The sequence below is a fragment of the Streptomyces sp. NPDC003943 genome (genome assembly GCF_053605265.1).
Genome location: NZ_JBSGIW010000046.1, coordinates 1 through 22,375, shown reverse-complemented (window position 1 = coordinate 22,375; position 22,375 = coordinate 1). Strand labels below are relative to the sequence as shown.

Here is a 22,375-nt window from a genome sequence, read left to right as displayed (position 1 = left end):
CGCCGGGGAATCAAGGGCGGTCGGCTAGGGTGACCGGGTGAAGATCGCACTGATGGACTCCGGAATCGGCCTGCTCCCGGCAGCGGCTGCCGTCCGCCGCATGCGGCCCGACGCGGATCTGGTGATCTCCTCCGACCCGGACGGCATGCCCTGGGGCCCGCGCACCCCCGACGGCATCACCGAGCGCGCCCTCGCCGTCGCCCGGGCCGCCGCCGCGCACCGGCCCGACGCGCTCATCGTCGGCTGCAACACCGCCACCGTCCACGCCCTGTCGGCCCTCCGCGCCGAGCTGGAGCCCGGTATCCCGGTGATCGGCACCGTGCCCGCGATCAAGCCCGCCGCGATGGGCGGCGGCAAGGTCGCCATCTGGGCCACCCCGGCCACCACCGGCAGCCCCTACCAGCGCGGACTGATCGACGACTTCGCGAACGGCGCCGAGGTCACCGAGGTGCCCTGCCCCGGCCTCGCCGACGCCGTCGAGTACGACGACGAGACCGCCGTGCGCCGGGCCGTCGCCGCCGCGGCCGAGCTCACGCCCGCGGACGTCCGGGCCGTGGTCCTCGGCTGCACCCACTACGAGCTGGTCGCCGAACTCATCCGGTCGGCGCTGCACCGCACCGACGAGCAGCCGCCCGTCGTTTTGCACGGCTCCGCCGGGGCAGTCGCCGCGCAGGCGCTGCGGCGGATCGGCGCCGAGGCCGACCCGGCCGCGGCCCCGACCGGCGGACTGACGGTGCTCCTGAGCGGCCGGACCGGCGAACTGTCCAAGGCCGCGCTGAGCTACGCGGAGGGCCGCTCCCTGGCGGCGGCGGCCACCACCACCCGCTGAGCTTCCGGGCCGCACCGGGCGCACCGGGTGTACCCGGACGACTCCGCCGAAGCGCCGTGACAACGGAACGTGCATAGGCTGTCACCATGAGGGACCACTCTGTGAACCAGGGTCCCGAGGGACCCGCACCCCCGGTCTGGACCGGACGCGCGACCAACCGGATGCAATGGCTGCCGGCCGTCGCCGGGGTCGCCTGCATGGCGCTCGGCGTCGCGCTCGCCGTCCGGTCGTCGTGGACGTCCGGCGTCGCGCCGCTCCTCATGGCCGTCATCGGCTGCCTCGCCGCCGGCCTGCTCGTGCTCTTCGGCACGCTCGCCTTCGTGCACGTCGCCGTCCGCGTCGACCAGCGCGGCATGGAGGTCCGCTGCGGCCACATCGGCGTACCGCGCCGCCGCATCCCGCTCTCCCATGTCGTCGACGCCGACTTCGCGCCCTCCGTCACCCCGCGCCAGTGGGGCGGCTGGGGCTACCGCTGGCGCCCCGAGAAGGGCACCGCGGTCGTCGTGCGCCGCGGTGAGGGCCTGATCCTGCGCCTCGGCGACGGCCGCACCTTCACCGTCACCGTCGACGACGCCGAATCCGCGGTCCGCGCCATCCGCTCCCTCCTCCATCCGACCCCGCCGCCGACACCGACGGGCCGGGCGAGCGCCTGAGGGGCGTGGCGCCAGGACCCCGCGCTGTGGAGGCGGGCGGCCGGTCCCGTGGGGGCGCGAGTACGCGCGAGCGGCGCGCCCCGCGCCGGCCCCCGGTGGAAGCGAGCTGCCGCGGCGACCGACCCATGCGGCCTGCCCTGCACGGTCGACACTCGCGCGCCGCATGCCTCGCGGGGCCGGACCGGCGCGCCCAGGGCCTGCGAGCGGCCCCGCGCTCCGTCCCCTGGGGGAAGCGAGCCCGGCCGGCGACGTGCCACGCAGGTCTTACAGGGGCGCGCGGTTCCGGGCCGCGCTCCTGTCGGGCGCGCCGCGCGCCGTAGACTCCGGCACGTGAGCACCACCATCGCCCCGGCCGACGTGCCCGAGTCCCCCGTCCCCGCCACTGCTCGCGCGCGGGGCCGTGGCCTGCGCCGGCTGCTGCGCCCGGGCGCGGCCACGCTGTCCGGACTGCTGCTGTTCCTGAGCTTCCCGCCCCGGCCCCTGTGGTGGCTGGCCCTGCCTGCCTTCGGGCTGCTCGGCTGGACGCTGCGCGGCCGCCGGCTGCGGGCCGGATTCGGGCTCGGCTATCTGGCCGGCCTCGGCTTCCTGCTGCCGCTGCTCGTGTGGACCGGCGAGGAGGTCGGGCCGCTGCCGTGGCTGGCGCTCGCCGCCGTGTCGGCGCTGTTCATCGGGGTCGTGGGCCTCGGCGTCGCCGCCGTCTCGCGGCTGCCCGCATGGCCGGTGTTCGCCGCCGCCGTCTGGATCGCCGGCGAGGCGGCCCGCGCGCGCGTGCCGTTCGGCGGCTTCCCCTGGGGCAAGATCGCCTTCGGCCAGGCGGACGGCGTCTTCCTGCCGCTCGCGGCCGTCGGCGGCACCCCGGTGCTCGGCTTCGCCGTCGCGCTGTGCGGCTTCGGCCTGTACGAGGTGCTCCGCCAGGTCCTGGCCCGGCGCGCCGCCGCCGGGACCGACGCCGCGCAGGCCGAGGCCCGGCCCCGCACGCCGCGCGGCCCGCTGCTCGCCGCCGCCCTCGCCGTCCTCGTACCGGTCACCGGCGCGCTCGCCGCGATGCCGCTGGTCTCGGACGCGGCCGAGGACGGCACCGCCACCGTCGCCGCCGTGCAGGGCAACGTGCCCCGCCTCGGTCTCGACTTCAACTCCCAGCGCCGCGCGGTCCTCGACAACCACGCGAACCGCACCAAGGAGCTCGCCGCCGCCGTGAAGGCGGGCCGCGAGCCGCAGCCCGACTTCGTGCTGTGGCCGGAGAACTCCTCCGACATCGACCCGTACGCCAACCCCGACGCGTTCGACGTCATCAGCCAGGCGGTGGCGGACATCGACGCACCCACCGTGATCGGCGCAGTGATCGCGCCGCCGACCGGCAAGCTGCGCAACACCCTCATCGAGTGGGACCCGAAGAAGGGCCCGGTCGCCGAGTACGACAAGCGACACGTGCAGCCCTTCGGCGAGTACATCCCGATGCGGTCCTTCGTCCGCCTCTTCAGCAGCGACGTCGACCGGGTCCGCCGTGACTTCGGCCCCGGGCACAAGGTCGGTGTCTTCGACCTCGCCGGTACGAAGGTGGGCCTCGCCACCTGTTACGAGGCGGCCTTCGACTGGGCGGTCCGGGACACCGTCACGCACGGCGCCCAGCTGATCACCGTACCCAGCAACAACGCCACCTTCGGCCGCAGCGAGATGACCTACCAGCAGCTCGCCATGTCCCGGGTGCGCGCCGTCGAGCACAGCCGCAGCGTGGTCGTGCCGGTCACCAGCGGCGTCAGCGCGGTCATCCGGCCGGACGGGACGATCGTCGCGCAGACCAAGCTGTTCACCCCGGACGTGCTGGTCGAGAAGGTGCCGCTGCGGTCCTCGCTGACCCCGGCCACCCGGATGGGCATCCTGCCCGAGATGCTCCTCGTCGCGGTGGCGGCGGGCGGTCTCGGCTGGTCGGTGGCGCGCTCGGTGCGCGCCCGCAGGGCCCGCACGGCCTGACCGGGGCGCGGATCAGGGCCGGATCGAGGCCTGGTCGGAGCCGGACCGGGGGGCGGATCAGGCGGCGGATCAGGGGCTCGCGGAGATGATCTAGGGTCGAGTCATGGGCACCCCTGACTTCATCCGCGACCTCCGCGCCTCCGCCGGCCACCAGCTGCTCTTCCTGCCGGGCGTGTCCGCCGTCGTCTTCGACGACCGCGGACGCGTGCTGCTCGGGCGCCGCGCGGACACCGGGATGTGGGCCATCGTCGGCGGCATCGTCGAGCCCGGGGAGCAGCCCGCCGCCTGCGCCGTCCGCGAGGTGTACGAGGAGACGGGCGTGCGCTGCGAGGTGGAGCGGATCCTGCTCGTGCAGACCCTGCGCAAGCCCGTCGTCTATCCCAACGGCGACCAGTGCCAGTTCATGGACGTCTCCTTCCGCTGCCGGGCGGTCGGGGGCGAGGCCCGGGTCAACGACGAGGAGTCGACCGAGGTCGGCTGGTTCGAACTGGACGCGCTTCCCGAGATGAAGCGCTTCTCCCACTTCCGGATCGAGAAGGCCCTCAAGGACGAACCCACATGGTTCGACACCACGGCCCTGGGCTGAACTGTGTGTCCGGCACACATCGGTCGGGGGTGTGCGGCTCCCTAAGGTGCGGAGCATGAGCGCCCTCACCACCACAGGACCCGCCACAGGACCCGCCCCGGACCGGGACGCCGGGCCCCGGCCCGCCGCCCTCACCGCGCCCGAGTCCGGCGCCCCCGACCTCTCCGGGCGCACCGCGCTCGTCACCGGCGCGGCCGGCGGCATCGGCCGCGCCTGTGCGCTGCGGCTGGCCGCCGCCGGGGCCGTCGTCAGAGCCGTCGACCGGGCCGCCGAAGGACTCGACGCGCTGACCGAGGCCGCCCGCGCACTGCCCGGCCGGGTCGAGCCGCGGCCGCTCGACCTCACCGACCTCGACGCTGCCGAGGCCCTCGCCGCCGGCGCCGACATCCTCGTGAACAACGCCGGACTCCAGCTCGTCCGCCCCATCGAGGACTTCCCGCCGGACGTCTTCCACACCATCCTCACCGTGATGCTGGAGGCCCCCTTCCGGCTCATCCGCGGCGCACTGCCCGGGATGTACGCGCAGGGCTGGGGCCGGATCGTGAACATCTCCTCCGTCCACGGACTGCGCGCCTCCGCCTACAAGTCCGCGTACGTGGCCGCCAAGCACGGTCTGGAGGGCCTGTCGAAGACCGCGGCACTCGAAGGCGCCCCGCACGGTGTCACCTCCAACTGCGTCAACCCCGGCTATGTGCGCACGCCCCTCGTCGAACGGCAGATCGCCGACCAGGCCGCCGCCCACGGCATCTCCGCCGACCGGGTCCTGACGGACGTGCTGCTCAAGGACTCGGCGCTCAAGCGGCTGATCGAGCCCGCCGAGGTCGCCGAGGCCGTGCTCTACCTCTGCGGCCCGCACACCTCCTTCGTCACGGGCACCTCGCTCACCCTCGACGGCGGCTGGACGGCTCACTGAGGCCGCACGAGGCCCCACGACCCCCCACGAGCCCCACAGGCACACCTCCCCGTTGTCCACAGGCGGTTGTCCACAGGGCTGGTGCGACCCCCCGTACGACAGGTATCCCTGTGACCATGACCCACGAACAGGCCGTCTACCTGGAGCTCCTCGCCCGCGGCGCCGCGACCGAGGCGTACGACCGCCCCGTGCTGCTCGCCCGTGCGGGCGGCGCGGGGCCCGCGGAGCTGGCCGAGCTCGAACAGGCCAAGCAGCTCGCGCTGCGGGTCCGGGCCGAGCTCGAGGGCCGGCGGCGGCGCGAGGCCGAGCTGTCCGCGCTCTTCGAGACCGCGCACGACCTCGCGGGCCTGCGCGACCTCGACGACGTGCTGCGCGCCATCGTGCAGCGCGCCCGCTCCCTGCTCGGCACCGAGGTGGCCTACCTCAGCCTCAACGACCCGGTCCGCGGCGACACCTACATGCGGGTCACCGAGGGCTCGGTCTCGGCCCGGTTCCAGCAGGTCCGGCTCGGCATGGGGGAGGGACTCGGCGGACTCGTCGCCCAGACCTCCCGCCCATACGTCACCGACGACTACTTCCAGGACGAGCGCTTCCAGCACACCGAGGCCATCGACAGCGCCGTCGGCGACGAGGGCCTCGTCGCCATCCTCGGCGTGCCGCTCACCCTCGGCAGCCAGGTCATCGGCGTCCTCTTCGCCGCCGACCGGCGCGCCCGCGTCTTCGAACGGGAACAGGTCGCGCTGCTCGGCTCCTTCGCCGCGCACGCCGCCGTCGCGATCGACACGGCCAACCTGCTCGCCGAGACCCGCTCCGCCCTCGCCGAGCTGGAGCGGGCCAACGGCATCATCCGCGAGCACAGCGGGGTCATCGAGCGCGCCTCCGAGGTCCACGACCGGCTCACCGAACTGGTGCTGCGCGGCGGCGGCGTGGACGACGTGGCCGCCGCCGTCTCGGAAGTCCTCGGCGGCGCCGTCGAGTTCGTCGAGGAGCGGCCCGGACCCGCCAGGATCTCCGCCGGCCACGCCACCCGCCACGGCGACGACTGGGTGGCCGCCGTCTCCGCCGGCGGCGAGACCTTCGGCGCCCTCGTGCTGCGCGAGCGGCCCGACCTCGACCCCGTCGACCTGCGCACCCTGGAACGGGCCGCCCTCGTCACCTCCCTCCTGCTGCTCGCCCGCCGCTCCGCCGGAGAGGCCGAACAGCGGGTCCGCGGCGAGCTGCTCGACGACCTGCTCGACGCACCCGACCGCGACCCGCGCCTGCTGCGCGAGCGCGCCGCCCGGCTGCGCACCGACACCGCCGCCCCGCACGTGGTGCTCGCCGCCCGCATCGACCGGGCCGGCGCCGGGACGGAGGCGGACGCCGGAGGCCGGGAGAGCGCCGACCGGCAGCGGCTGCGCTCCGCCGCCTCGCATCTGGCCGCCACCCACCACGGCCTGGCCTCGGCCCGCGACGGCGGTACGGTCCTGCTGCTGCCGCTCGGCCCCGGCGAGCGCGCCGCCGACCTGGCCCGGCAGACCGCGAAACACCTGGGCGGCGCGCTCCGGGAACCCGTCACCGTCGGCGCCTCCGCCCCGGTCACCGCGCCCCTCGCCCACCCCGAGCGAGTCGCACCGGCCTACGCCGAGGCCCGCCGCTGCCTGGACGCGCTGCGGCTGCTGCACCGTCAGGGCGAGGGCGCGGCCGCGGAGGACCTGGGATTCCTGGGCCTGCTGCTCGCCGACGCCCGGGACATCGAGGGTTTCGTCGACCGCACCATCGGCCAGGTCGTCGCCTACGACCGGCGCCGGGGCACGGACCTGGTGCGCACCATGGACGCCTATTTCGCGAGCGGGATGAGCCCGGCCCGCACCAAGGACGACCTGCACGTCCACGTGAACACCGTGGCCCAGCGCATCGACCGGATCGGACGGCTGCTCGGCCCGGACTGGCAGTCCCCGGCCCGCGCCCTGGAGATACAACTGGCCCTCCGCCTGCACGCCTTGTCGGACGCCGTCATACGCTGAACCGGCCGCCCGGTCGGCGCCGCAGCCCCGGCTCCCGGAGCCCGTACCGCCCCGCACCGCCCACGGAAGGCCGCCCTATGACCCCACCGCCCGCACCCGACCCGCTGCCGCTCGCCGGCATCACCGTCGTCAGTCTCGAACAGGCCGTGGCCGCCCCCTTCGCCACCCGCCAGCTCGCCGACCTCGGCGCCCGCGTCATCAAGGTGGAGCGCCCCGGCGGCGGCGACTTCGCCCGTCGCTACGACACCACGGTGCACGGCGAGTCCAGCTACTTCGTGTGGCTCAACCGGTCGAAGGAGTCGATCACCCTCGACCTGAAGACGGACGACGGGCGCGCGGTCCTGGAGGAACTGCTCGGCCGGGCGGACGTGTTCGTGCAGAACCTGGCGCCCGGCGCGGCGGCGCGCCTCGGCCTCGGGCCGGAGGCCCTGGCCGAGCGGTTCCCCTCGCTGATCGCGGCCGGTCTCTCCGGCTACGGCACCACCGGGCCGTGGTCCGAGCGCAAGGCGTACGACCTGCTCGTGCAGTGCCAGACCGGCCTGGTGTCGCTGACCGGCAACGAGCACGGCACGGCCCGCGCCGGGGTGTCGGTCGCCGACATCGCCGGCGGGATGTACCTCTACAGCGGGATCCTCACCGCCCTGTTCACCCGCGCCACCACCGGAGTCGCCCGCGCCGTCGAGGTGTCCCTCTTCGAGGCACTGGCCGAGTGGATGCACCAGCCCGCCTACTACACGCGGTACGGCGGCACCCAGCCGCCGCGGATCGGCACCCGGCACGCCACGATCGCGCCGTACGGCGCGTTCACCGCCGCCGACGGCAAGGAGGTGCTGTTCTCCATCCAGAACGAGCGCGAGTGGGTCGCGCTGTGCGAGCGGTTCCTGGAGCGGCCCGAGCTGGCCGACGACCCCCGTTTCGCCACCGGCCCCGACCGGGTAGCCCACCGTGACGAGCTCGACGCGCTGGTCGCCGAGCGCTTCACGCGGATCGACAGCGCCGCGGCAGGCAAGCTCCTCGACGAGGCGGGGATCGCGAACGCGGGCGTGAACGACATGGCGGAGTTCCTGGCGCACCCCGTCCTCGACGCCCGCGAGCGCTGGCACGACGTCCGGATACCCGGCGGCGCCCAGGTGCCCGCGCTGCTGCCGCCGGCCGACCTGTCCGGCACCGCCCCGCGCATGGACCCGGTCCCCGCCGTCGGCGAGCAGACCGAGAGCATCCTGGCGGAGCTGGGCCGCACGACCGCCGAGATCGACGCACTGCGGGCCGCCGGAGCGATCTGACCGGGACTCGCCAGGGGTCCGGGCCCAGTCCGGGTCCGGAACCCTCTCCGGGTCCGGGACCGTCAGGCCGTGCGGTAGAGCCCGGTGAGCAGTTCGATCACCGCCTGCGTCGCCGGGTGCGGGTCGTCCCGCCACCAGGCCAGGCGCACCGCGACCGGCTCGGCGTCGCGCACCGGGCGGTAGACGACGCCTGGCCGGCGGTACTGGCTGGCCGTGGCCTCCGCGCTCATGCCGATGCGGCGGCCCGTGGAGATCGCGGTGAGCCAGTCGTCCACGTCGTACGTGTCCTCCGTCGCCGGCCGGGCGTCGGGCGGCCACAGCTCCGGTGTGGTGGTGCCGGTGCGCCGGTCGATGAGCAGCGTGTGGCCGCTGAGGTCGGCGAGCCGCACCGAGCGGCGCCGGGCCAGCGGATCGTCGGCGGCCATCACGCACAGCCGCCGCTCCAGGCCCACGATCGCCGAGTCGAACCGCCGGTCCTCGACGGGCCTGCGCAGCACGGCCAGGTCGCAGGAGCCCTCGGCGAGCCCGGCGCTCGGCGTGTTCACCCTGACCAGCTGCAGCTCCGTGCCGGGGTGCGCGGCGGCCCACTGCCGCTGGAACGCGGGGGTGTGCCGGCCGAGCGCCGACCAGGCGTAGCCGATCCGCAGGGCCGGCTCGCCGGACGTGGCCTCCCGGACCAGCTCGTCGGCCTCGGCCAGGACGCGGCGGGCGTGCGCCACCACCCGCACGCCCGCCGCCGTCGGCGTCACCGAACGCGAGGTGCGGCGCAACAGCCGCACGCCCAGGGCCCGTTCGAGCGCGGCCAGCGTCCGGGAGACGGCCGCCTGGGACACGCCGAGCGCCAGGGCCGCGTCCGTGAAGGTGCCCTCGTCGACGATCGCGACCAGACAGCGCAGCTGGCGCAGTTCCACATCCATACGTCAAGCGTATAGATCTGCTCCGCGCATGCATTTTGTGCAAGGGGAACCCGAGAGGACGATCCTGGACATGCCCACAGCCTCCACCACCGCCACCGGGCCGGCCGTCACCGCCCAGCCCCCGCACCGCACCTCCCCGGCCGGTGTGGCCGCCATGCTCGGCAGCGGCCTGTCCACCCAGATCGGGGCCGCGACCGGCTCCCTCGCCTTCCCCGTGCTCGGCCCGGTCGGGGTCGTGGCGGTCCGCCAGTACGTCGCCGCCGTCGTCCTGTTCGCCATCGGCCGCCCCCGGCTGCGGGAGTTCACCCGGCAGCAGTGGCAGCCCGTGCTCGGCCTCGCCGTCGTGTTCGGGACCATGAACCTCTCCCTCTACACGGCCATCGACCGGGTCGGCCTCGGCCTCGCCGTGACCCTGGAGTTCCTCGGCCCGCTCACCATCGCGCTGGCAGCCACCCGCCGCCGGGTCGACGCCTGCTGCGCGGTGCTCGCCACGGCCGGCGTCGTCACCCTGATGCGCCCGCAGCCGACCACCGACTACCTCGGCATGGGCGCCGGCCTCCTCGGCGCCTGCTGCTGGGCCGCGTACATCCTGCTCAACCGCACCGTCGGCAGCCGCATCCCCGGCGCCCAGGGCAGCGCCGCCGCGGCCGGGATCTCCGCCGTGATGTTCCTGCCCGTCGGCCTCGTCGTCGCCCTGCGCCACCCGCCGACCGCCGCCTCGCTCGGCTACGCCGTCGCCGCCGGCGTGCTCGCCTCGGCCGTCCCGTACCTCGTGGACCTGTTCACCCTGCGGCATGTGCCCCCGGCGGCGTTCGGCCTCTTCATGAGCGTCAACCCGGTGCTCGCCGCGCTGGTCGGCTGGATCGGCCTCGGCCAGCACCTCGGCTGGGCCGACGCGGCGGCCATCGGAGCCGTCGTCACCGCGAACGTCGTGAGCATCGCCACCGCCGCACGCTGAGGCGCCGCTTCCACCTGGTCTTCCGCCGGCCCTCCGCCTGGCCTTCCCCCTCGCCCTCCGCCGCGCCTTTCCCCGGCCCCTCCGCCGCCTGGCCTTCCCCCTCGCCCTCCGCCGCCCGGCCTTCCGCCCGGCCTTCCGCCTGGCCCTCCGGCGGGCTGCCCTCCGCCGCCGCGGCCCGCTCTTCGGCGTGGGCCGCGCGCAGGGTCGTGTAGACCGCCCACACCACCGACACGATCGGCACCGCCACCACCGCACCCACGACGCCGGCCGCGATCGTCCCCGCGACGACCGTGATCGCGACCACCAGCGGATGGAGCCGCACCGCCCAGCTCATCACCAGCGGATGCAGCAGATGCCCCTCGATCTGGCCGATCACCACGATCAGGGCGATCACGAGCCCCGCCACCAGCGGCCCCTTCGAGGCCAGCGCCACGACGGCCGCGACGGCGAGCGCGATCGGCGAACCGAACATCGGGACGAACGCCGCCGCGAACTCGAGCAGTGCGAGCGGCACGGCGAGCGGCACCCCGAGCACCCACAGCGCGAGTCCGACCAGGATCGCGTTCGTGGCCGCCACGAGCACGATCCCGTGGGTGTACCCGGTGAACGTCCGCCACGCCGCCCGCGCCCCCAGATCCGTCCGGTCCTGCGCGGAGTCCGGCAACTGGTCCCGGAACCACACCCAGTGCCGGTCACCCGAGTGCATGAAGAACACCGAGGAGAAGAGCGCGAGCACCAGCGTGGCCAGCACCTCGACCAGCCGGCTCGCCCCGCTCAGCGCCCGGCTCACCAGCGTCGAGCGGTGCGACGACAGGAAGTCCCCGATCCGCGACTGCAGATCGGACAGCGTCTTCGGATTCAGCCGGAACGGCGGCCGCTGCAGCCAGTGCTCGATCCGGTCCACGCCCGCCCGGAACTCCCGCACCAGCGTCGTGCTCTCACCCGCCACCGCCTCACCCACCAGGGCCAGGACCCCGAACACGAGCGCGATGCTGCCCAGCAGTGTCAGCGCCACCGCGAGCCCGCGCGGCACCCCCTTCGCGACGACGTCGGCGACCGGCCGGAGCAGGGCGGTGATCACGAGTCCCAGGAAGACCGCCACCCCGATCTCGTGGAACCGCCCGAGCACCGCGAACAGCGCGTAGACGAGGACGCCGACGACGAGCAGACGCCACGCGTACGCGGCGGCCGTACGGAGGAACGGGGCGACCGCGGGAGGAGTGCCTGGCTGCATGGCCATCGACGTACCACCGGGACCCGTCCGCCGCACGCCCCCGCCCCGACATTCCCCCGACCGGGTCGCCCCGCGGCGGCGTCCGGCTGGGGTCCGTCCCTCGGATCAGAGGCCGGGTGCCAGGTCCGACGGGTCCGTGTTCGCGCCGCACAGGACCACGCAGACCTTTTCGCCCGGGCCGGGGCGGTAGGCCGGGACGGGGGAGGTGAGGGCCGCGTAGGCCGTGGCGGCGGCGTGTTCGACGGCGAGGCGGTGGCCGTCCCAGAGGGCGCGGCGGGCGCTGACGATCCCGGAGTCCGGGACCAGGACCGAGTGGACGCCGTCCTGGCGGGCCGCGTGGACGGCCGCCGCGGAGGCGCGGCGAGCGCCGAGGGAGTCGGCCGCGACCGAGTCGACGGGGACGTCCACCGGTCCGCCGGCGGCGAGCGCGGCGTGCAGCGCCCGGCAGTTCTCCGGCTCGACCGCGACCGTACGGACGCCGTGGTGCCGGGCGGCCGCCGCGACGCCCGCGAACAGACCGCCGCCGCCCACCGACACGACGACCGTGTCGAGACCGGGGACCGCCCGGTGGATCTCCTCAAGGAGGGTGCCCGCCCCGGCGGCGACGAGCGGATGGTCGTACGCGTGCGAGGCGAGCGCCCCGCTCCCGGCCGCGAACGCCTCGCAGGCGGCCAGCGCCTCCGCGTACTCCGCGCCGACGAGCCGGACGTCCGCGCCGTAACCGCGCAGCCGGTCGACCTTCACCTGGGGCGCGGTCTCCGGCAGGAAGACCGTCGCCCGCACCCCCTGTTCCCGCGCCGCCCAGGCGCACGCGAGCCCGGCGTTGCCGCCGGAGGCGATGGTCACCCCGGCCTCCGGCAGGGTGCCGGACTCGGCGTGGGCGCGCAGGAAGTTCCGCGCGCCACGCGCCTTGAAGGAGCCGGTGTGCTGGAGGAACTCCAGGGCCAGGAACACCTCGGGCCCACCGCTCCGCTCCGCCGCGGGCACGACGGCGACGGGGCGGACGAGACCGGCGATGCGCTCGGCGGCGCGCTTCACCTCGTCGTACGTCACGCGCGGCGCGTTCGAGGGCTCCGTCGGGGGCGCGGTCGGGGGCTCGGTGCGCACGGTGTTCCTCCCGGGAGGGCTGAGACCTGTGGGGCGGACGGTCTGTGCGCCGATCATGACATCGCGCCGGCCTCCGCGACCACCTCGGCGGGGCCCGGAGACGGTTGCGGTTGCACACACGATTCGGTCGATCACGCCACCTGACGAGGGAAGTTGCACTATCTTCCTCTCCTGTGGACCAGTTGACCGCCGAAGATCCCACCCGCATAGGCCCCTATCGCCTCATCGCCCGCCTCGGCGCCGGCGGCATGGGCCTGGTCTATCTGGGGCGTTCCGAGGCCGGACGCACCGTGGCCGTGAAGGTCGTCCAGGCCGAGTACGCGGGGAACCCGGAATTCCGCAGACGTTTCGCCCGCGAAGTGGCCGCCGCGCGGCTCGTGGGCGGCGCCTGGACCGCGGCGGTGCTCGACGCCGATCCCGAGGCCGCCGTGCCGTGGGTCGCGACCCAGTACATCCCGGGGCCCGACCTGCACACCGTCGTGGCCGAGGACTTCGGGCCGCTGCCCGAACGCTCCGTACGCGCCCTGGCCAACCGGCTCGCCCTCGCCCTGGGCGCCGTCCACGCGGCAGGCCTGATCCACCGCGACCTCAAGCCGTCCAACGTGCTCGTCACGGTCGACGGCCCCCGCGTCATCGACTTCGGCATCGCCCGCGCGATGGACAGTCTCGCCGGGGACAGCCTGCACACCCGCACCGGCATGCTGATCGGCTCGCCGGGCTTCATGTCGCCGGAACAGGTCCGCGGCCTCGAACTCACCGCCGCCAGTGACGTGTTCTGCCTCGGCGCGGTGCTCGTGTACGCGGCGACCGGGCGCCACCTCTTCGGCGCCACCGACACCGGGCTCAACGCGCACCTGTTCCGCGTCGCGGAGGAGGAGCCGGACCTCACCGGCGTACCGGAGTCGCTGGTCGACCTCGTGCGCGCCTGCCTGGCGAAGGACCCGGCCGCCCGGCCGACGCCCCGCGAGGTGGCCGAGCGCACCGCCGCGGACCTGCCGGCGGAATGGCTGCCGGACTCCGTACTCGCCCAACTCGGCCGACACGCCGCCCAGTTGCTCGACTTCGCCCCGTCGGCACCGCCCGGCGTCCCGGCGCAGCCCGACCCCCGCATCGCGCTCGCGCAGCAGCCGGCTCCCGTACCGCCGCCGCTGCCCGCGTACGCGCCGACCGCCCCCGGACACGGCGGCGCGCCCGCCTACGCCCCGACCGCCCCCGCGTACGGTGCGCCACCCGGGTACGGCGCCCCGGCCTGGCAGCCGCACGACGCCGAGCCCCCGTACCCGAGGCGCTGGTGGGCCCTGACCGTGGCCTGCCTGGTGACCTTCCTCGTGCCCTTCGAGGCGACGCTGCTCAACACGGCGATCCCCAGCATCCAGATGGACTTCGGCCTGAGCTCCGACGGCGTGAACCTGATGTTCCGCGTCTACGCCGTCGTCCTCGCCGGGCTCCTGCTGCTCGGCGGTCACCTCGCCGACCTCGTCGGGCGCAGGACGGTCCTCGTCGTCGGCCTCGTCGGCTTCATGGTGGCCTCCGGACTCTGCGGTGCGGCCGCCGGCGAGGGCATGCTGATCGCCGCCCGCGCCCTCCAGGGCGCCTCCGCCGCGCTCCTGAGTCCGGCCGCGCTGTCCCTGGTGGTCGCCGCCTTCCCCGACCAGAGGGCGCGCCGTACGGCGTTCGGCGTGTACGCCGCGGTCGTCGGTACCGGGTCGCTGGTCGGCTCGTTCACCGGCGGGACGTTCCTCGAACTGGCCTCCTGGCGGCTGGGCGAGTTCGTCGCCATCCCGCTGGCCGTCGTCGCCCTCGTCGGCGTCGTCACCCTCGCGCCCGAGCCTCGCACGCCCGGCGGCGCCCGGCTCGACCTGCCGGGACTGCTGCTCGGCTGCGCCGGGCTCGCCGTCCTCGTCTACGGACTCGAGGGCGTCGCGTCGAACGGCTGGACCGACGTGCTGGCCGTCGTCCTCATTGTGGCCGGCGCGATGCTCCTCGCCGGCTTCCTGTGGGCGCAGGCCAGCTCGTCCGGGTCGCTGGTGCCCGCACAGGTCGTCAGGGATCCCCGACGCGCCGGGGCGCTCGCCGTCCTGACCCTCCTCGGCATCGGACTGCCCATCATGTACACGGCGCTGGTCTTCCGGCTGCAGGCCGAAACCGGCTACTCCCCGATGCAGGCCGGGCTGATGGTGCTGCCCGCGGTCGCCGCGCAGGTCGTCGCGGCCACGGCGGTCGCCGCCCGGGTGCGCCGGGCCGCCCCGGGCGTCCTGGTCGCCACCGGCTCGGTGCTCATGGCCGTGGGGATGGCGCTGTTCGCGGCCGTCCACGCGGCGGGGGACTTCCTCGTCTTCGACCTGCCCGCCCTGATCCTCACCGGCTTCGGCATCGGCCTCGCCCTCATGCCGCTGTACGCCGCCGCCACGGAGGAGATCCGCCGGCCCCGGGCGGGCGGCGCCGCTGCCGCCGCGGTCGGCGCCGCGCAGGCCGGCGGGGCGATCGGCGCCGCCGTGATCGGCGGCGTCCTCGCCGCGCGGCTTGCCGGGCTGACGCCGGAGGAGGCGTCCGGCGGTGTGGTCGGACAGGTGATCGCCGCCCACACCACGAGCCTGTGGTGCGCGGTCGGGGTGACGCTGCTCGGTGCTCTCGTCGGCGGCCTGGCGCTCGCCGGCCGCCGCCCGGAACCCGCGGCCGTGGGGCCGGTCACGCCCGGCGGGCCGCCCGCGGGCGTGTGAGGCACGCGCGGCCGGTACGACAGGGCCTGGCGCCGGACGACTCCCGGCCACGTGCGGCCGATCCGGGCGGGCCCCGGTCACGGGTGGCCGACTCGCGCCGGCTTCGGCGGTCACGTTCGGCCGGCCCACGTCGGCTCCCGTCACGCCCGAGCGTCGGCCCGCGGGGCGGCCGGGTGCCCGGTGTGGTCGGCTTCGGCAGCCAGGCTGATCCACGGCCGTGACGCGTGCTCCGCCGGAGTTCCGTCCAGGATTCGGGCCTCCCGGGTGGCGGGATCGAGGACGATCGTCGCGAGGCTCGCCCAGCGGCTCCCCAGCGGTGCCGACGGGTCGGGGACGCAGGTGACGGGCGGCTCGCCGGGGCCGGTGACCAGTTGCCGCAGCAGAGCGTCGCCGGTCACGGCGGACTCCCCGCCCTTCGTGAGCCGTTCGCGCAGGAAGGCGAAGCGCTCGCCGGAGTCCGGCTGGTAGAGCCAGGTCTTCTCGCCCGCGGCCGGGACCTCGGTGAGGAAGTGGTTGGTGCGCAGGTGGATGCCCTCGGCGATGCGCGGCGCCTCGAAGACGCCTGCCGGGCTGAGGTCGAGGAGCACGGCGCCCGCCGGGTCGAACAGCATGAAGGAACCCGACGACGTGATCCGGGCCGAGGCGAGCAGTTCCCGGGCGTGCTCGACGCCGTCCGCCTCCTCCAGGACCAGCGCGGCGAGGACGTGGACGGGGATGCCGCCGACCCGGTCGTCGCGGTGGCCCAGGATGTTGAAGTGGAGCGCGAGACCGGCGCTGTTGACGCCGATCTTGGCGAGGATGCCGTGCTCGGTGAGGCCCACGTAGCGGTGTCGCCCGCCCGCGGACTCCAGGGTGTGCCAGTACGGGGCGAGTTCGACGTGCCAGTCCCAGGTCTGCACGCCGACGGGGGACCCACCGGCCTCGCGGACGACGGTGGAGCACTCGCCGGGCGGCACGGCGGCCGACCGGGCCAGGATCTCGGTGCGGGCGTTGAGCGCGGCGATCCGCCACGGCTCGACCCCGGCCCCCTCGGCGATGCCCTCGATCTGCTCGCGCAGCGCCGGGCGGAAGGCGCCGATCGCGTCGAGCGCGCGGTGGGCGTCGTCGCGGACCGCGCCGGGCCTGATCCGGCCCAGGGCGAACAGCCGGTCGTACGTGTCGAGCGCGCCGTGCAGCGCCGCGGCGGCCAGCAGCCGGCCGCGCTCCCGGCCGCGCCGGCGCGGGTCGGGGTCGGCGACGGCCACGTGCGGACGCTGCTCGGGCCGGGGGAAGGGGAAGGAGAAGGGGAAGGGTTGAGGCGAGGTCACGAAGGGCTCCGGGAGGGGCGGGAGAGGTGCGTACGGGGGCGGCCGGCGACCGACGTCAGTCGCGGGCGGTCGTGGCGGCTGCGGGCAGGGTGCGGAGGGCCCGGGAGAGCGTCCAGTACAGGACGCCCGAGCCGAGGACGCCGACCGGGACGGCGAGGTTGAGCCCGTCCAGGCGGGCCGACAGCGGGCCTGACCAGAAGGTGGAGCTGGCGCAGAGGGTGGCCGCGCCGGCGCCGAGGAGGGTGGCGAGGGCGCCGGCCCAGTTGACGCCGCCGCGGTACCAGAACGGCCCGGTGCGGCGCTGGTCGTGCAGGGCCTCGCCGTCGTAGCGGCCCCGGCGCAGCAGGATGTCGGTCGCGTACACGGCCATGCACGGGCCGGTGATGATCACGACGAGTTCCATCATCGCGTTGACGGCCGTCAGGAAGTCGAAGACCAGGATCGCGAAGAGGGTCATGGCGGTGCCGATGACGCCGACGACGAGCACGGCGGCCACGCGGGGCAGCCGGACGCCGATCGACTGCATGGACAGGCCCGCGCTGTAGGCGGTCATGCCGTTGTTGGCGATGGTGTTGAGGACGACGCCGACGACGAAGACGGGTGCGAACCAGCCCGGCATGACGCTTTCCAGGGCGCCCTGCGGGTCGCTCATGTCGAGGCTGGTGGCGGCGAGCGTGCCGACGGCCGTGAACGCGACGCTCGGCAGGAAGGCGCCGGCCGCCGTCCACAGGGTGATCGCGGTGCCGCTGGTCTCGCGCGGCAGATAGCGGGCGAGGTCGGGGCTGTTCGCGTACGAGAGCGGCGCCGAGGCAACGAGGGTGAAGCCCGAGGCCAGCGCGACGAGGTGGCCGAGGCCGGTGAGCGGCTCCTGCGGGGCGTACGACCAGTCGGCGTGTGTGACGACGAGCGCGGAGACCACGACGAACACCAGGGTCAGCAGGACGGTGAGGGCCGAGTACAGGCGCACGATCGTGGCGTGTCCGTAGATCGCGACGAGCACGGTCGCACCGGCGATCAGACAGATGACGAGCGCGTCGAGGGCGGCGGACTCGGGCAGGCCGAGCCGTCCGGTGAGGCCGATGCCGGCGACGGAGGCGGCGGACCAGTTGAGCGCCAGGTAGAGCGCGGAGATCAGCCAGCCGGTGAGGGCCACGACCACCTTGTTGCCGACGACTCCGTAGATCGCCCGGGAGACCACCGAGCCGGTGGTGCCGGAGGCCGGGCCGCTGACCGCGATGAAGCCGGTGAGCAGCCAGAACAGGTTGCCGGCGACGATGACGGCGAGCGCCTCGCCGAGGGACAGGCCGATGAGGACGAGGGTCGCGCCGACCACGAAGCTGAGGTAGCTGACGTTGGGGGCGGCCCAGATCCCGAAGAGCTCGCGGGCGGTGCCGTGCCGCTCGGCGTCGGGCACGCAGTCGATGCCCCGGGTCTCGACCTGACCGGCGCGGTCGACTCCGTCGGGGTGGCCGGACACGTCCGGGGAGGTGGAGGTAGGTGCCATGAGAGGTCCTTCGCTGAGACGGAGAGCGGGTGCGTCCGCGCCACCGCCGGGACCGAGGGGGTGCGTCGCCTGGTTCGTCGAGCGGTGCCGGGTTCGTGACGCCGGGTTCGCCGAGCGTTATTGGCGAGGAAACCAATAGCTTGTTGGTGCGCCATCCAATAGTCTGTGCCGTGTGACGTCAACCCCCCGCAGCACCCGAATCCGCAAAGCCCCCGCCGAGCGGCGAGCCGAGATCCTGGACACGGCGGCCCGGCTCGCCCTGGAGCAAGGCCTGGAACGGGTCACCATGCAGCAGGTGGCCGGTGAGCTCGGCGTCCGGCCCGGTCTGATCAGCCACTACTTCCCGACCGTCGACGGCCTGCTGTGCGAGGCGTTCGCCCGCGCCGTCAGCCGTGAGCGCGCCGCCCTGCTCCCCGGTGCCGAGCGCGAGCTGCCCCCGGCCCGGCGCCTGGCGCGCTTCCTGGACCGCATCGGCGACGACGGCTTCGCCAACCTCGGCCGCCTCTGGCTCAACGCCCGCCACCTGGCCCGCTACCGCCCCACCCTGCGCGCGGTCGTCGCCGAACAGGAGGCGGAGATGCGCGGCGTCCTGACCGCGCTCATCGAGGACGGCGTCCGCACCGGCGACTTCGTCACGGAGGACCCGCTCGCGGCGTGCGTGGTCATCCTGGTGACCATCGACGGCCTCGACTCGTACGCGAACGCGGACGAGGCCGCGCCCCACCCCGTCCTCGACACCCTCGTGCCACGGGTCGCCGAGCGCGAGCTGGGACTGGCGTACGGGAGTCTGCGCGGCGAGTGCTGAGCCCCGGAGCTCCTGAGGGGCGCGGTCGGTGACCCGACGTCAGGCGACCGGCACGCAGGACGCGTACGCCTGGAGGGCGGGGGTCGCGCTCACCCCGTCACTCCGCCGGCCGGGTCCGGCCGCCGCCGACCGTACGCAACGCCTCGCGGAGCGCGGCCAGTTCGCCCTCGTCGAGGTTCTCCACGAAGCGGACGAGAGCGGCCGGCCGGTCCTCGCTGGCGTCCAGGCCGTCCTCCATCAGGGCCGCCGCGTACGCCTCGCGGGTGGCCGCGGCCCGGTACACCCAGACCCGGCCGTCGCGGGCCCGGGTGAGGTAGTCCTTGTGGAAGAGGATCGTGGTCACGGTCGTCACGGTGGTGTACGCGACGTCCCGGTGCCGGTTGATGTCGTCGACGATCTCGCGCACGGTGGCCGGGCGGTTCCACCGCCAGAAGCGGTCCATGATCTCCGCTTCGAGATCCCCCAGCCGGCGCATGGGCCCGATTTCCTCTCCGCTCCACTGACTCGTCGTGCTGGTCATAGTAGACGCGCAGTTCACGGGGCAGGCGGGAGCCGGGGACGGCGGTGGCCCGGGCCCGGTCAGGCCGTCGACTCCCAGGCGGTCAGCAGGCCGTCCAGCCAGGCCGGCGGAAGTTCGGCCGCGTCCCACTCCTCGCGCAGCGGCTCCTCGTTCGTGATCAGACGTTCCAGGACCGCGATGCTGGTGGGGGAGTGGAGCAGGGTGTAGCGGCCGTGGATCGCGATCGGGCTGCCCGGGCCGAACTCCGCGTACATCCGCTCCGCGTGGGCGCGGTGAGTCGAGGCGAACTCCGTGAGCCGGCCCGCGTAACCGGCCCGGCGCCGGGCGGTCATCGTGCCGAGGACGGCGGTGAGGATCTGCTCGGAGACCTCGGGGTCGAGATCGGACTCGGCGGTGAAGGAGAGGTGGAGCGGGACCACCGCCACCTTCGCCCGCTCGACCTCCATGCGCGACACCGGCGACCGGGGGCCGGTGGCGGCCGCGGACGGCTCGGGCCCGACGGTCGCGCGCAGGGTCCGCTCGGCGAGCGCGGCGAGTTCCGCGGTGGCCGCGGTTGCGCCGTCGGCCCAGCCGGTGGCGTAGGGCTCACCCCTGTCCTCGGGCGCGCGTCCGGCGAGGGCGTCGAGTTCGTCGTGGGCGAGCGCGAGCGCTCCGGCCTCGACCAGGCCGATGAGCTGCTCCGCGTCGCCGGACCAGACGCCTGCCCGGGCAAGCAGTTGGACCAGGGTCCGCTTCGCGTTGAGGACGTCGACCGCGTCCAGACGCTGCTCGGCTTCCTCGGTGGCGTTCATGGAGTCCTCCTCGTCGCATGGGCCGCGCCGTCGTGAGCCTACGTGGCGGCGGGAGGTCAATGTGACGGGGCACACGGTCGGGCGGTCCCTGGACAGGTTCGACGACCGTCTCTACTCTCGTACGCACCTATTCAATTTATTTAATACGCCGGGTTCGTATCCATGGGATGGAGCAGGAGCATGCACCCCTTCCGCAAGGCCGTAGAGGACCGCGACGCCGCCGCCGTCGAGGCGCTGCTCGCCGAGAACGTCGTCTTCACCAGCCCGGTCGTCTTCAAGCCGTACGCCGGCAAGGCCATCACCGCGGCGATCCTGCGCGGTGCGATGCGGGTCTTCGAGGACTTCACCTACGTACGCGAGATCGCCGACGCCGGCGGACGCGACCACGCCCTCGTCTTCGCCGCCACCGTCGGTGGGCGCGCCGTCCAGGGCTGCGACTTCCTCCACTTCGACGAGGAGGGGAGGATCGACGAATTCACCGTGATGGTCCGCCCGCTGTCGGCCGCTCAGGCGCTCGCGGAGGCGATGGGGGCGCAGTTCGAGCGGATCGCGAAGGAGGCGGCGGAGGCGGCCGGGGTGACGGGGGCGGCGTAGGCGGCGGGGGCGTGCGCAATCCCCGGCGCGAACAGAGGTCGGCTCCGTAGGGTGGAGTCATGATCATCGACCTCCACGCCTACCTCACCCGCATCGGGCTCCCCGGAGGGCACAACCCCACCGTCGACACGCTGCGCGCCGTCCACCGCGCGCACATGCTGGGCATTCCCTTCGAGAACCTGGACCCCGTCCTCGGCAGCGCGCCCTCGCTCGCCCTGGCCGACCTGGAGGCCAAGCTCGTCCACGGCGGGCGCGGTGGCTACTGCTACGAGCAGAACACCCTGCTCGCCGCCGCGCTCACCGCGCTCGGCTTCCGGGTCACGCTGCTCACCGCGCGTGTCCTCGTCGGTGCGAAGCCGGGCGAGATCCGGCCGCGCACGCACATGCTGATGCTCACTCAGGTGCACGAGGAGCCGGTGCCGTTCGTGACCGACGTCGGCTTCGGCAGCATCGGCGCCCTCCTCGAACCGATCCCGCTGATCGCCGGCGCGGAACTGCACGACCTGCCGCGCCACCACCGCCTCGTCCAGGCGCCGCACGACGGCCCGCTGGAGCTGTGGAAGCTCCAGACCAATTTGCCGCAGGGCGACACGTGGGAGGACCAGTACTCCTTCACGGTCGAGCCCTCCGAGCCCTGCGACTACGAGGTCATCAACTGGCACATCGCCACCAACCCCCGCTCGCCCTTCGCCCGCGCCGTCTACGCCCAGCGCGCCCTCGCCGACGGCACCCACCTCTCCCTCACCGGCCGCCGCCTCACCGAGACGGCCCCCGACGGCACCCAGGAGACGCGCGAGCTCGCCGACAACGACGAGGTGCTGCGGGTCCTCCACGACACCTTCGGCATCAGCCTGCCGGGAGACACGCGCCTGCCGGAGTGAGGCCGGCGGCGTCCGTCAGCGCGCGGGCCGGTACGGCTCCCAGGGCACGGCGACGACCTGCACCTCGTCCTCGTAGACGATCCGGCCGGGATCCGACGACTCGACCCGCACGCACGCCACTCCGTGTGCGGCCAGCAGGCCCAGATAGCCCGGCACCCGTTCGAGCAGATGCCGGGCCGACGCCTTGAACCACGCGGCCGCGCCGGGGTGCAGCCCGGGGTCGTACACCTTCGGGTCCGTGACCGAGGGATCGGGGTACGCGGCGTCGTACCAGTGGTTCGCCGCGCGCCAGAAGCGGTATTCCCCGGCGCTGAGCCGGCCCGCCCTGGCCAAGGCGTTGGCCAGGGCGAACACCCCGGGGAAGTGGCCGCGCGGGCTGCGGGTCGTGCCCTGGAACCGTACGAAGAGGTCCGGCGAACCGGTGGATCCGGGTGACCGGGGCGTTCCCTGCTCGGTGGCGCGCGGTGACGTCGGCATCGCAGCAGTATGGCAAGCGGCCCGCCGTGACGGTGGCGGGCGGGCCGCCGCCTCCGCGGCGCCGGCGACGGCGGGGGCGCGCGGGTGAACCGCGACGAACGGGGCACCTGATACCCAGGTGAAGAGCACGCGAAACCCCTGGTAGATTAGTTCTTGTCGCCGCGGGGACAAGAACCCCGCGAGTGACGCACACCTAGTCCGGGTGGCGGAATGGCAGACGCGCTAGCTTGAGGTGCTAGTGCCCTTTATCGGGCGTGGGGGTTCAAGTCCCCCCTCGGACACGACAGGTTTGTCGACGAAGTGGTGGTCGGGTTCGAAC

Annotated in this window: 19 protein-coding genes, 1 tRNA gene and 1 pseudogene; 13 read left to right on the top strand and 8 right to left on the bottom strand. The window is 74.4% G+C overall.

Annotation, left to right across the window (positions count from 1 at the left end):
* Positions 1-37: 37 nt before the first annotated feature.
* The 7 genes from ACWEV0_RS19985 (at position 38) to ACWEV0_RS19955 (ending at position 8,241) form a co-directional block, all read left to right on the top strand.
* Complete coding sequence (locus ACWEV0_RS19985; protein ID WP_453150652.1) at positions 38-829, top strand: glutamate racemase; 792 nt, start codon at positions 38-40, stop codon at positions 827-829.
* Positions 830-915: 86 nt separating this feature from the next.
* Positions 916-1,482 carry a hypothetical protein gene (locus tag ACWEV0_RS19980; RefSeq protein ID WP_453150651.1) on the top strand — a complete coding sequence of 189 codons (567 nt, stop codon included), beginning with the start codon at positions 916-918 and terminating at the stop codon, positions 1,480-1,482.
* A 330-nt stretch (positions 1,483-1,812) separates the two neighbouring features.
* Entirely contained in the window at positions 1,813-3,453 is a 1,641-nt protein-coding gene (lnt, locus tag ACWEV0_RS19975) for an apolipoprotein N-acyltransferase (protein WP_453150650.1), read from the top strand.
* 103 nt (positions 3,454-3,556) lie between these two features.
* On the top strand, positions 3,557-4,039 hold the full coding sequence (locus ACWEV0_RS19970) for an NUDIX hydrolase (protein ID WP_453150649.1): 483 nt from the start codon (positions 3,557-3,559) through the stop codon (positions 4,037-4,039).
* A gap of 55 nt (positions 4,040-4,094) precedes the next feature.
* On the top strand, positions 4,095-4,952 hold the full coding sequence (locus ACWEV0_RS19965) for a 3-hydroxybutyrate dehydrogenase (RefSeq protein WP_453150648.1): 858 nt from the start codon (positions 4,095-4,097) through the stop codon (positions 4,950-4,952).
* 116 nt (positions 4,953-5,068) lie between these two features.
* A complete protein-coding gene (locus tag ACWEV0_RS19960) occupies positions 5,069-6,958 on the top strand; it encodes a helix-turn-helix domain-containing protein (protein ID WP_453150647.1) in 1,890 nt (629 codons plus the stop codon).
* Positions 6,959-7,035: 77 nt separating this feature from the next.
* A complete protein-coding gene (locus tag ACWEV0_RS19955) occupies positions 7,036-8,241 on the top strand; it encodes a CaiB/BaiF CoA transferase family protein (protein ID WP_453150646.1) in 1,206 nt (401 codons plus the stop codon).
* A 62-nt stretch (positions 8,242-8,303) separates the two neighbouring features.
* On the opposite strand, the gene ACWEV0_RS19950 is transcribed toward ACWEV0_RS19955, so the two are convergent.
* The gene (locus tag ACWEV0_RS19950; protein WP_453150645.1) at positions 8,304-9,158 is read right to left on the bottom strand and encodes a LysR family transcriptional regulator; all 855 of its coding nucleotides are present in this window, start codon (positions 9,156-9,158) and stop codon (positions 8,304-8,306) included.
* Positions 9,159-9,228: 70 nt separating this feature from the next.
* Here ACWEV0_RS19950 and ACWEV0_RS19945 point away from each other — a divergent pair, with 70 nt between their 5' ends.
* Entirely contained in the window at positions 9,229-10,116 is an 888-nt protein-coding gene (locus ACWEV0_RS19945) for an EamA family transporter (protein ID WP_453150644.1), read from the top strand.
* Between the two features lie 190 nt (positions 10,117-10,306).
* On the opposite strand, the pseudogene ACWEV0_RS19940 reads toward ACWEV0_RS19945, so the two are convergent.
* A pseudogene (locus tag ACWEV0_RS19940) lies at positions 10,307-11,350 on the bottom strand (AI-2E family transporter); the annotation flags it as partial.
* 105 nt (positions 11,351-11,455) lie between these two features.
* Entirely contained in the window at positions 11,456-12,403 is a 948-nt protein-coding gene (locus ACWEV0_RS19935) for a serine/threonine dehydratase (protein WP_453150687.1), read from the bottom strand.
* A 227-nt stretch (positions 12,404-12,630) separates the two neighbouring features.
* On the opposite strand from ACWEV0_RS19935, the gene ACWEV0_RS19930 reads away from it, so the two are divergent.
* Positions 12,631-15,177: a bifunctional serine/threonine protein kinase/MFS transporter gene (locus ACWEV0_RS19930; RefSeq protein ID WP_453150643.1), complete on the top strand. Its 2,547-nt coding sequence runs from the start codon at positions 12,631-12,633 to the stop codon at positions 15,175-15,177.
* Positions 15,178-15,317: 140 nt separating this feature from the next.
* Here the strand turns inward: ACWEV0_RS19930 and ACWEV0_RS19925 are convergent, their stop codons facing one another.
* Together ACWEV0_RS19925 and ACWEV0_RS19920 are read right to left on the bottom strand one after the other, a co-directional pair.
* The gene (locus ACWEV0_RS19925; protein WP_453150642.1) at positions 15,318-16,484 is read right to left on the bottom strand and encodes a C45 family autoproteolytic acyltransferase/hydolase; all 1,167 of its coding nucleotides are present in this window, start codon (positions 16,482-16,484) and stop codon (positions 15,318-15,320) included.
* 55 nt (positions 16,485-16,539) lie between these two features.
* Positions 16,540-17,988 carry a purine-cytosine permease family protein gene (locus ACWEV0_RS19920; RefSeq protein ID WP_453150641.1) on the bottom strand — a complete coding sequence of 483 codons (1,449 nt, stop codon included), beginning with the start codon at positions 17,986-17,988 and terminating at the stop codon, positions 16,540-16,542.
* Positions 17,989-18,160: 172 nt separating this feature from the next.
* Here ACWEV0_RS19920 and ACWEV0_RS19915 point away from each other — a divergent pair, with 172 nt between their 5' ends.
* Positions 18,161-18,793, top strand: coding sequence for a TetR/AcrR family transcriptional regulator (locus ACWEV0_RS19915; protein WP_453150640.1), 633 nt, complete (start codon positions 18,161-18,163; stop codon positions 18,791-18,793).
* A gap of 97 nt (positions 18,794-18,890) precedes the next feature.
* Here the strand turns inward: ACWEV0_RS19915 and ACWEV0_RS19910 are convergent, their stop codons facing one another.
* Both ACWEV0_RS19910 and ACWEV0_RS19905 read right to left on the bottom strand, forming a co-directional pair.
* A complete protein-coding gene (locus tag ACWEV0_RS19910) occupies positions 18,891-19,268 on the bottom strand; it encodes a BlaI/MecI/CopY family transcriptional regulator (RefSeq protein ID WP_453150639.1) in 378 nt (125 codons plus the stop codon).
* A 104-nt stretch (positions 19,269-19,372) separates the two neighbouring features.
* Complete coding sequence (locus ACWEV0_RS19905; RefSeq protein ID WP_453150638.1) at positions 19,373-20,104, bottom strand: hypothetical protein; 732 nt, start codon at positions 20,102-20,104, stop codon at positions 19,373-19,375.
* Between the two features lie 180 nt (positions 20,105-20,284).
* Here ACWEV0_RS19905 and ACWEV0_RS19900 point away from each other — a divergent pair, with 180 nt between their 5' ends.
* Complete coding sequence (locus ACWEV0_RS19900; RefSeq protein ID WP_453150637.1) at positions 20,285-20,698, top strand: nuclear transport factor 2 family protein; 414 nt, start codon at positions 20,285-20,287, stop codon at positions 20,696-20,698.
* 59 nt (positions 20,699-20,757) lie between these two features.
* Positions 20,758-21,579, top strand: coding sequence for an arylamine N-acetyltransferase family protein (locus ACWEV0_RS19895; protein ID WP_453150636.1), 822 nt, complete (start codon positions 20,758-20,760; stop codon positions 21,577-21,579).
* A 15-nt stretch (positions 21,580-21,594) separates the two neighbouring features.
* Here the strand turns inward: ACWEV0_RS19895 and ACWEV0_RS19890 are convergent, their stop codons facing one another.
* Complete coding sequence (locus ACWEV0_RS19890) at positions 21,595-22,056, bottom strand: hypothetical protein (RefSeq protein WP_453150635.1); 462 nt, start codon at positions 22,054-22,056, stop codon at positions 21,595-21,597.
* 196 nt (positions 22,057-22,252) lie between these two features.
* On the opposite strand from ACWEV0_RS19890, the gene ACWEV0_RS19885 reads away from it, so the two are divergent.
* Positions 22,253-22,337, top strand: a tRNA-Leu gene (locus ACWEV0_RS19885).
* The last annotated feature ends 38 nt before the right edge of the window (positions 22,338-22,375 follow it).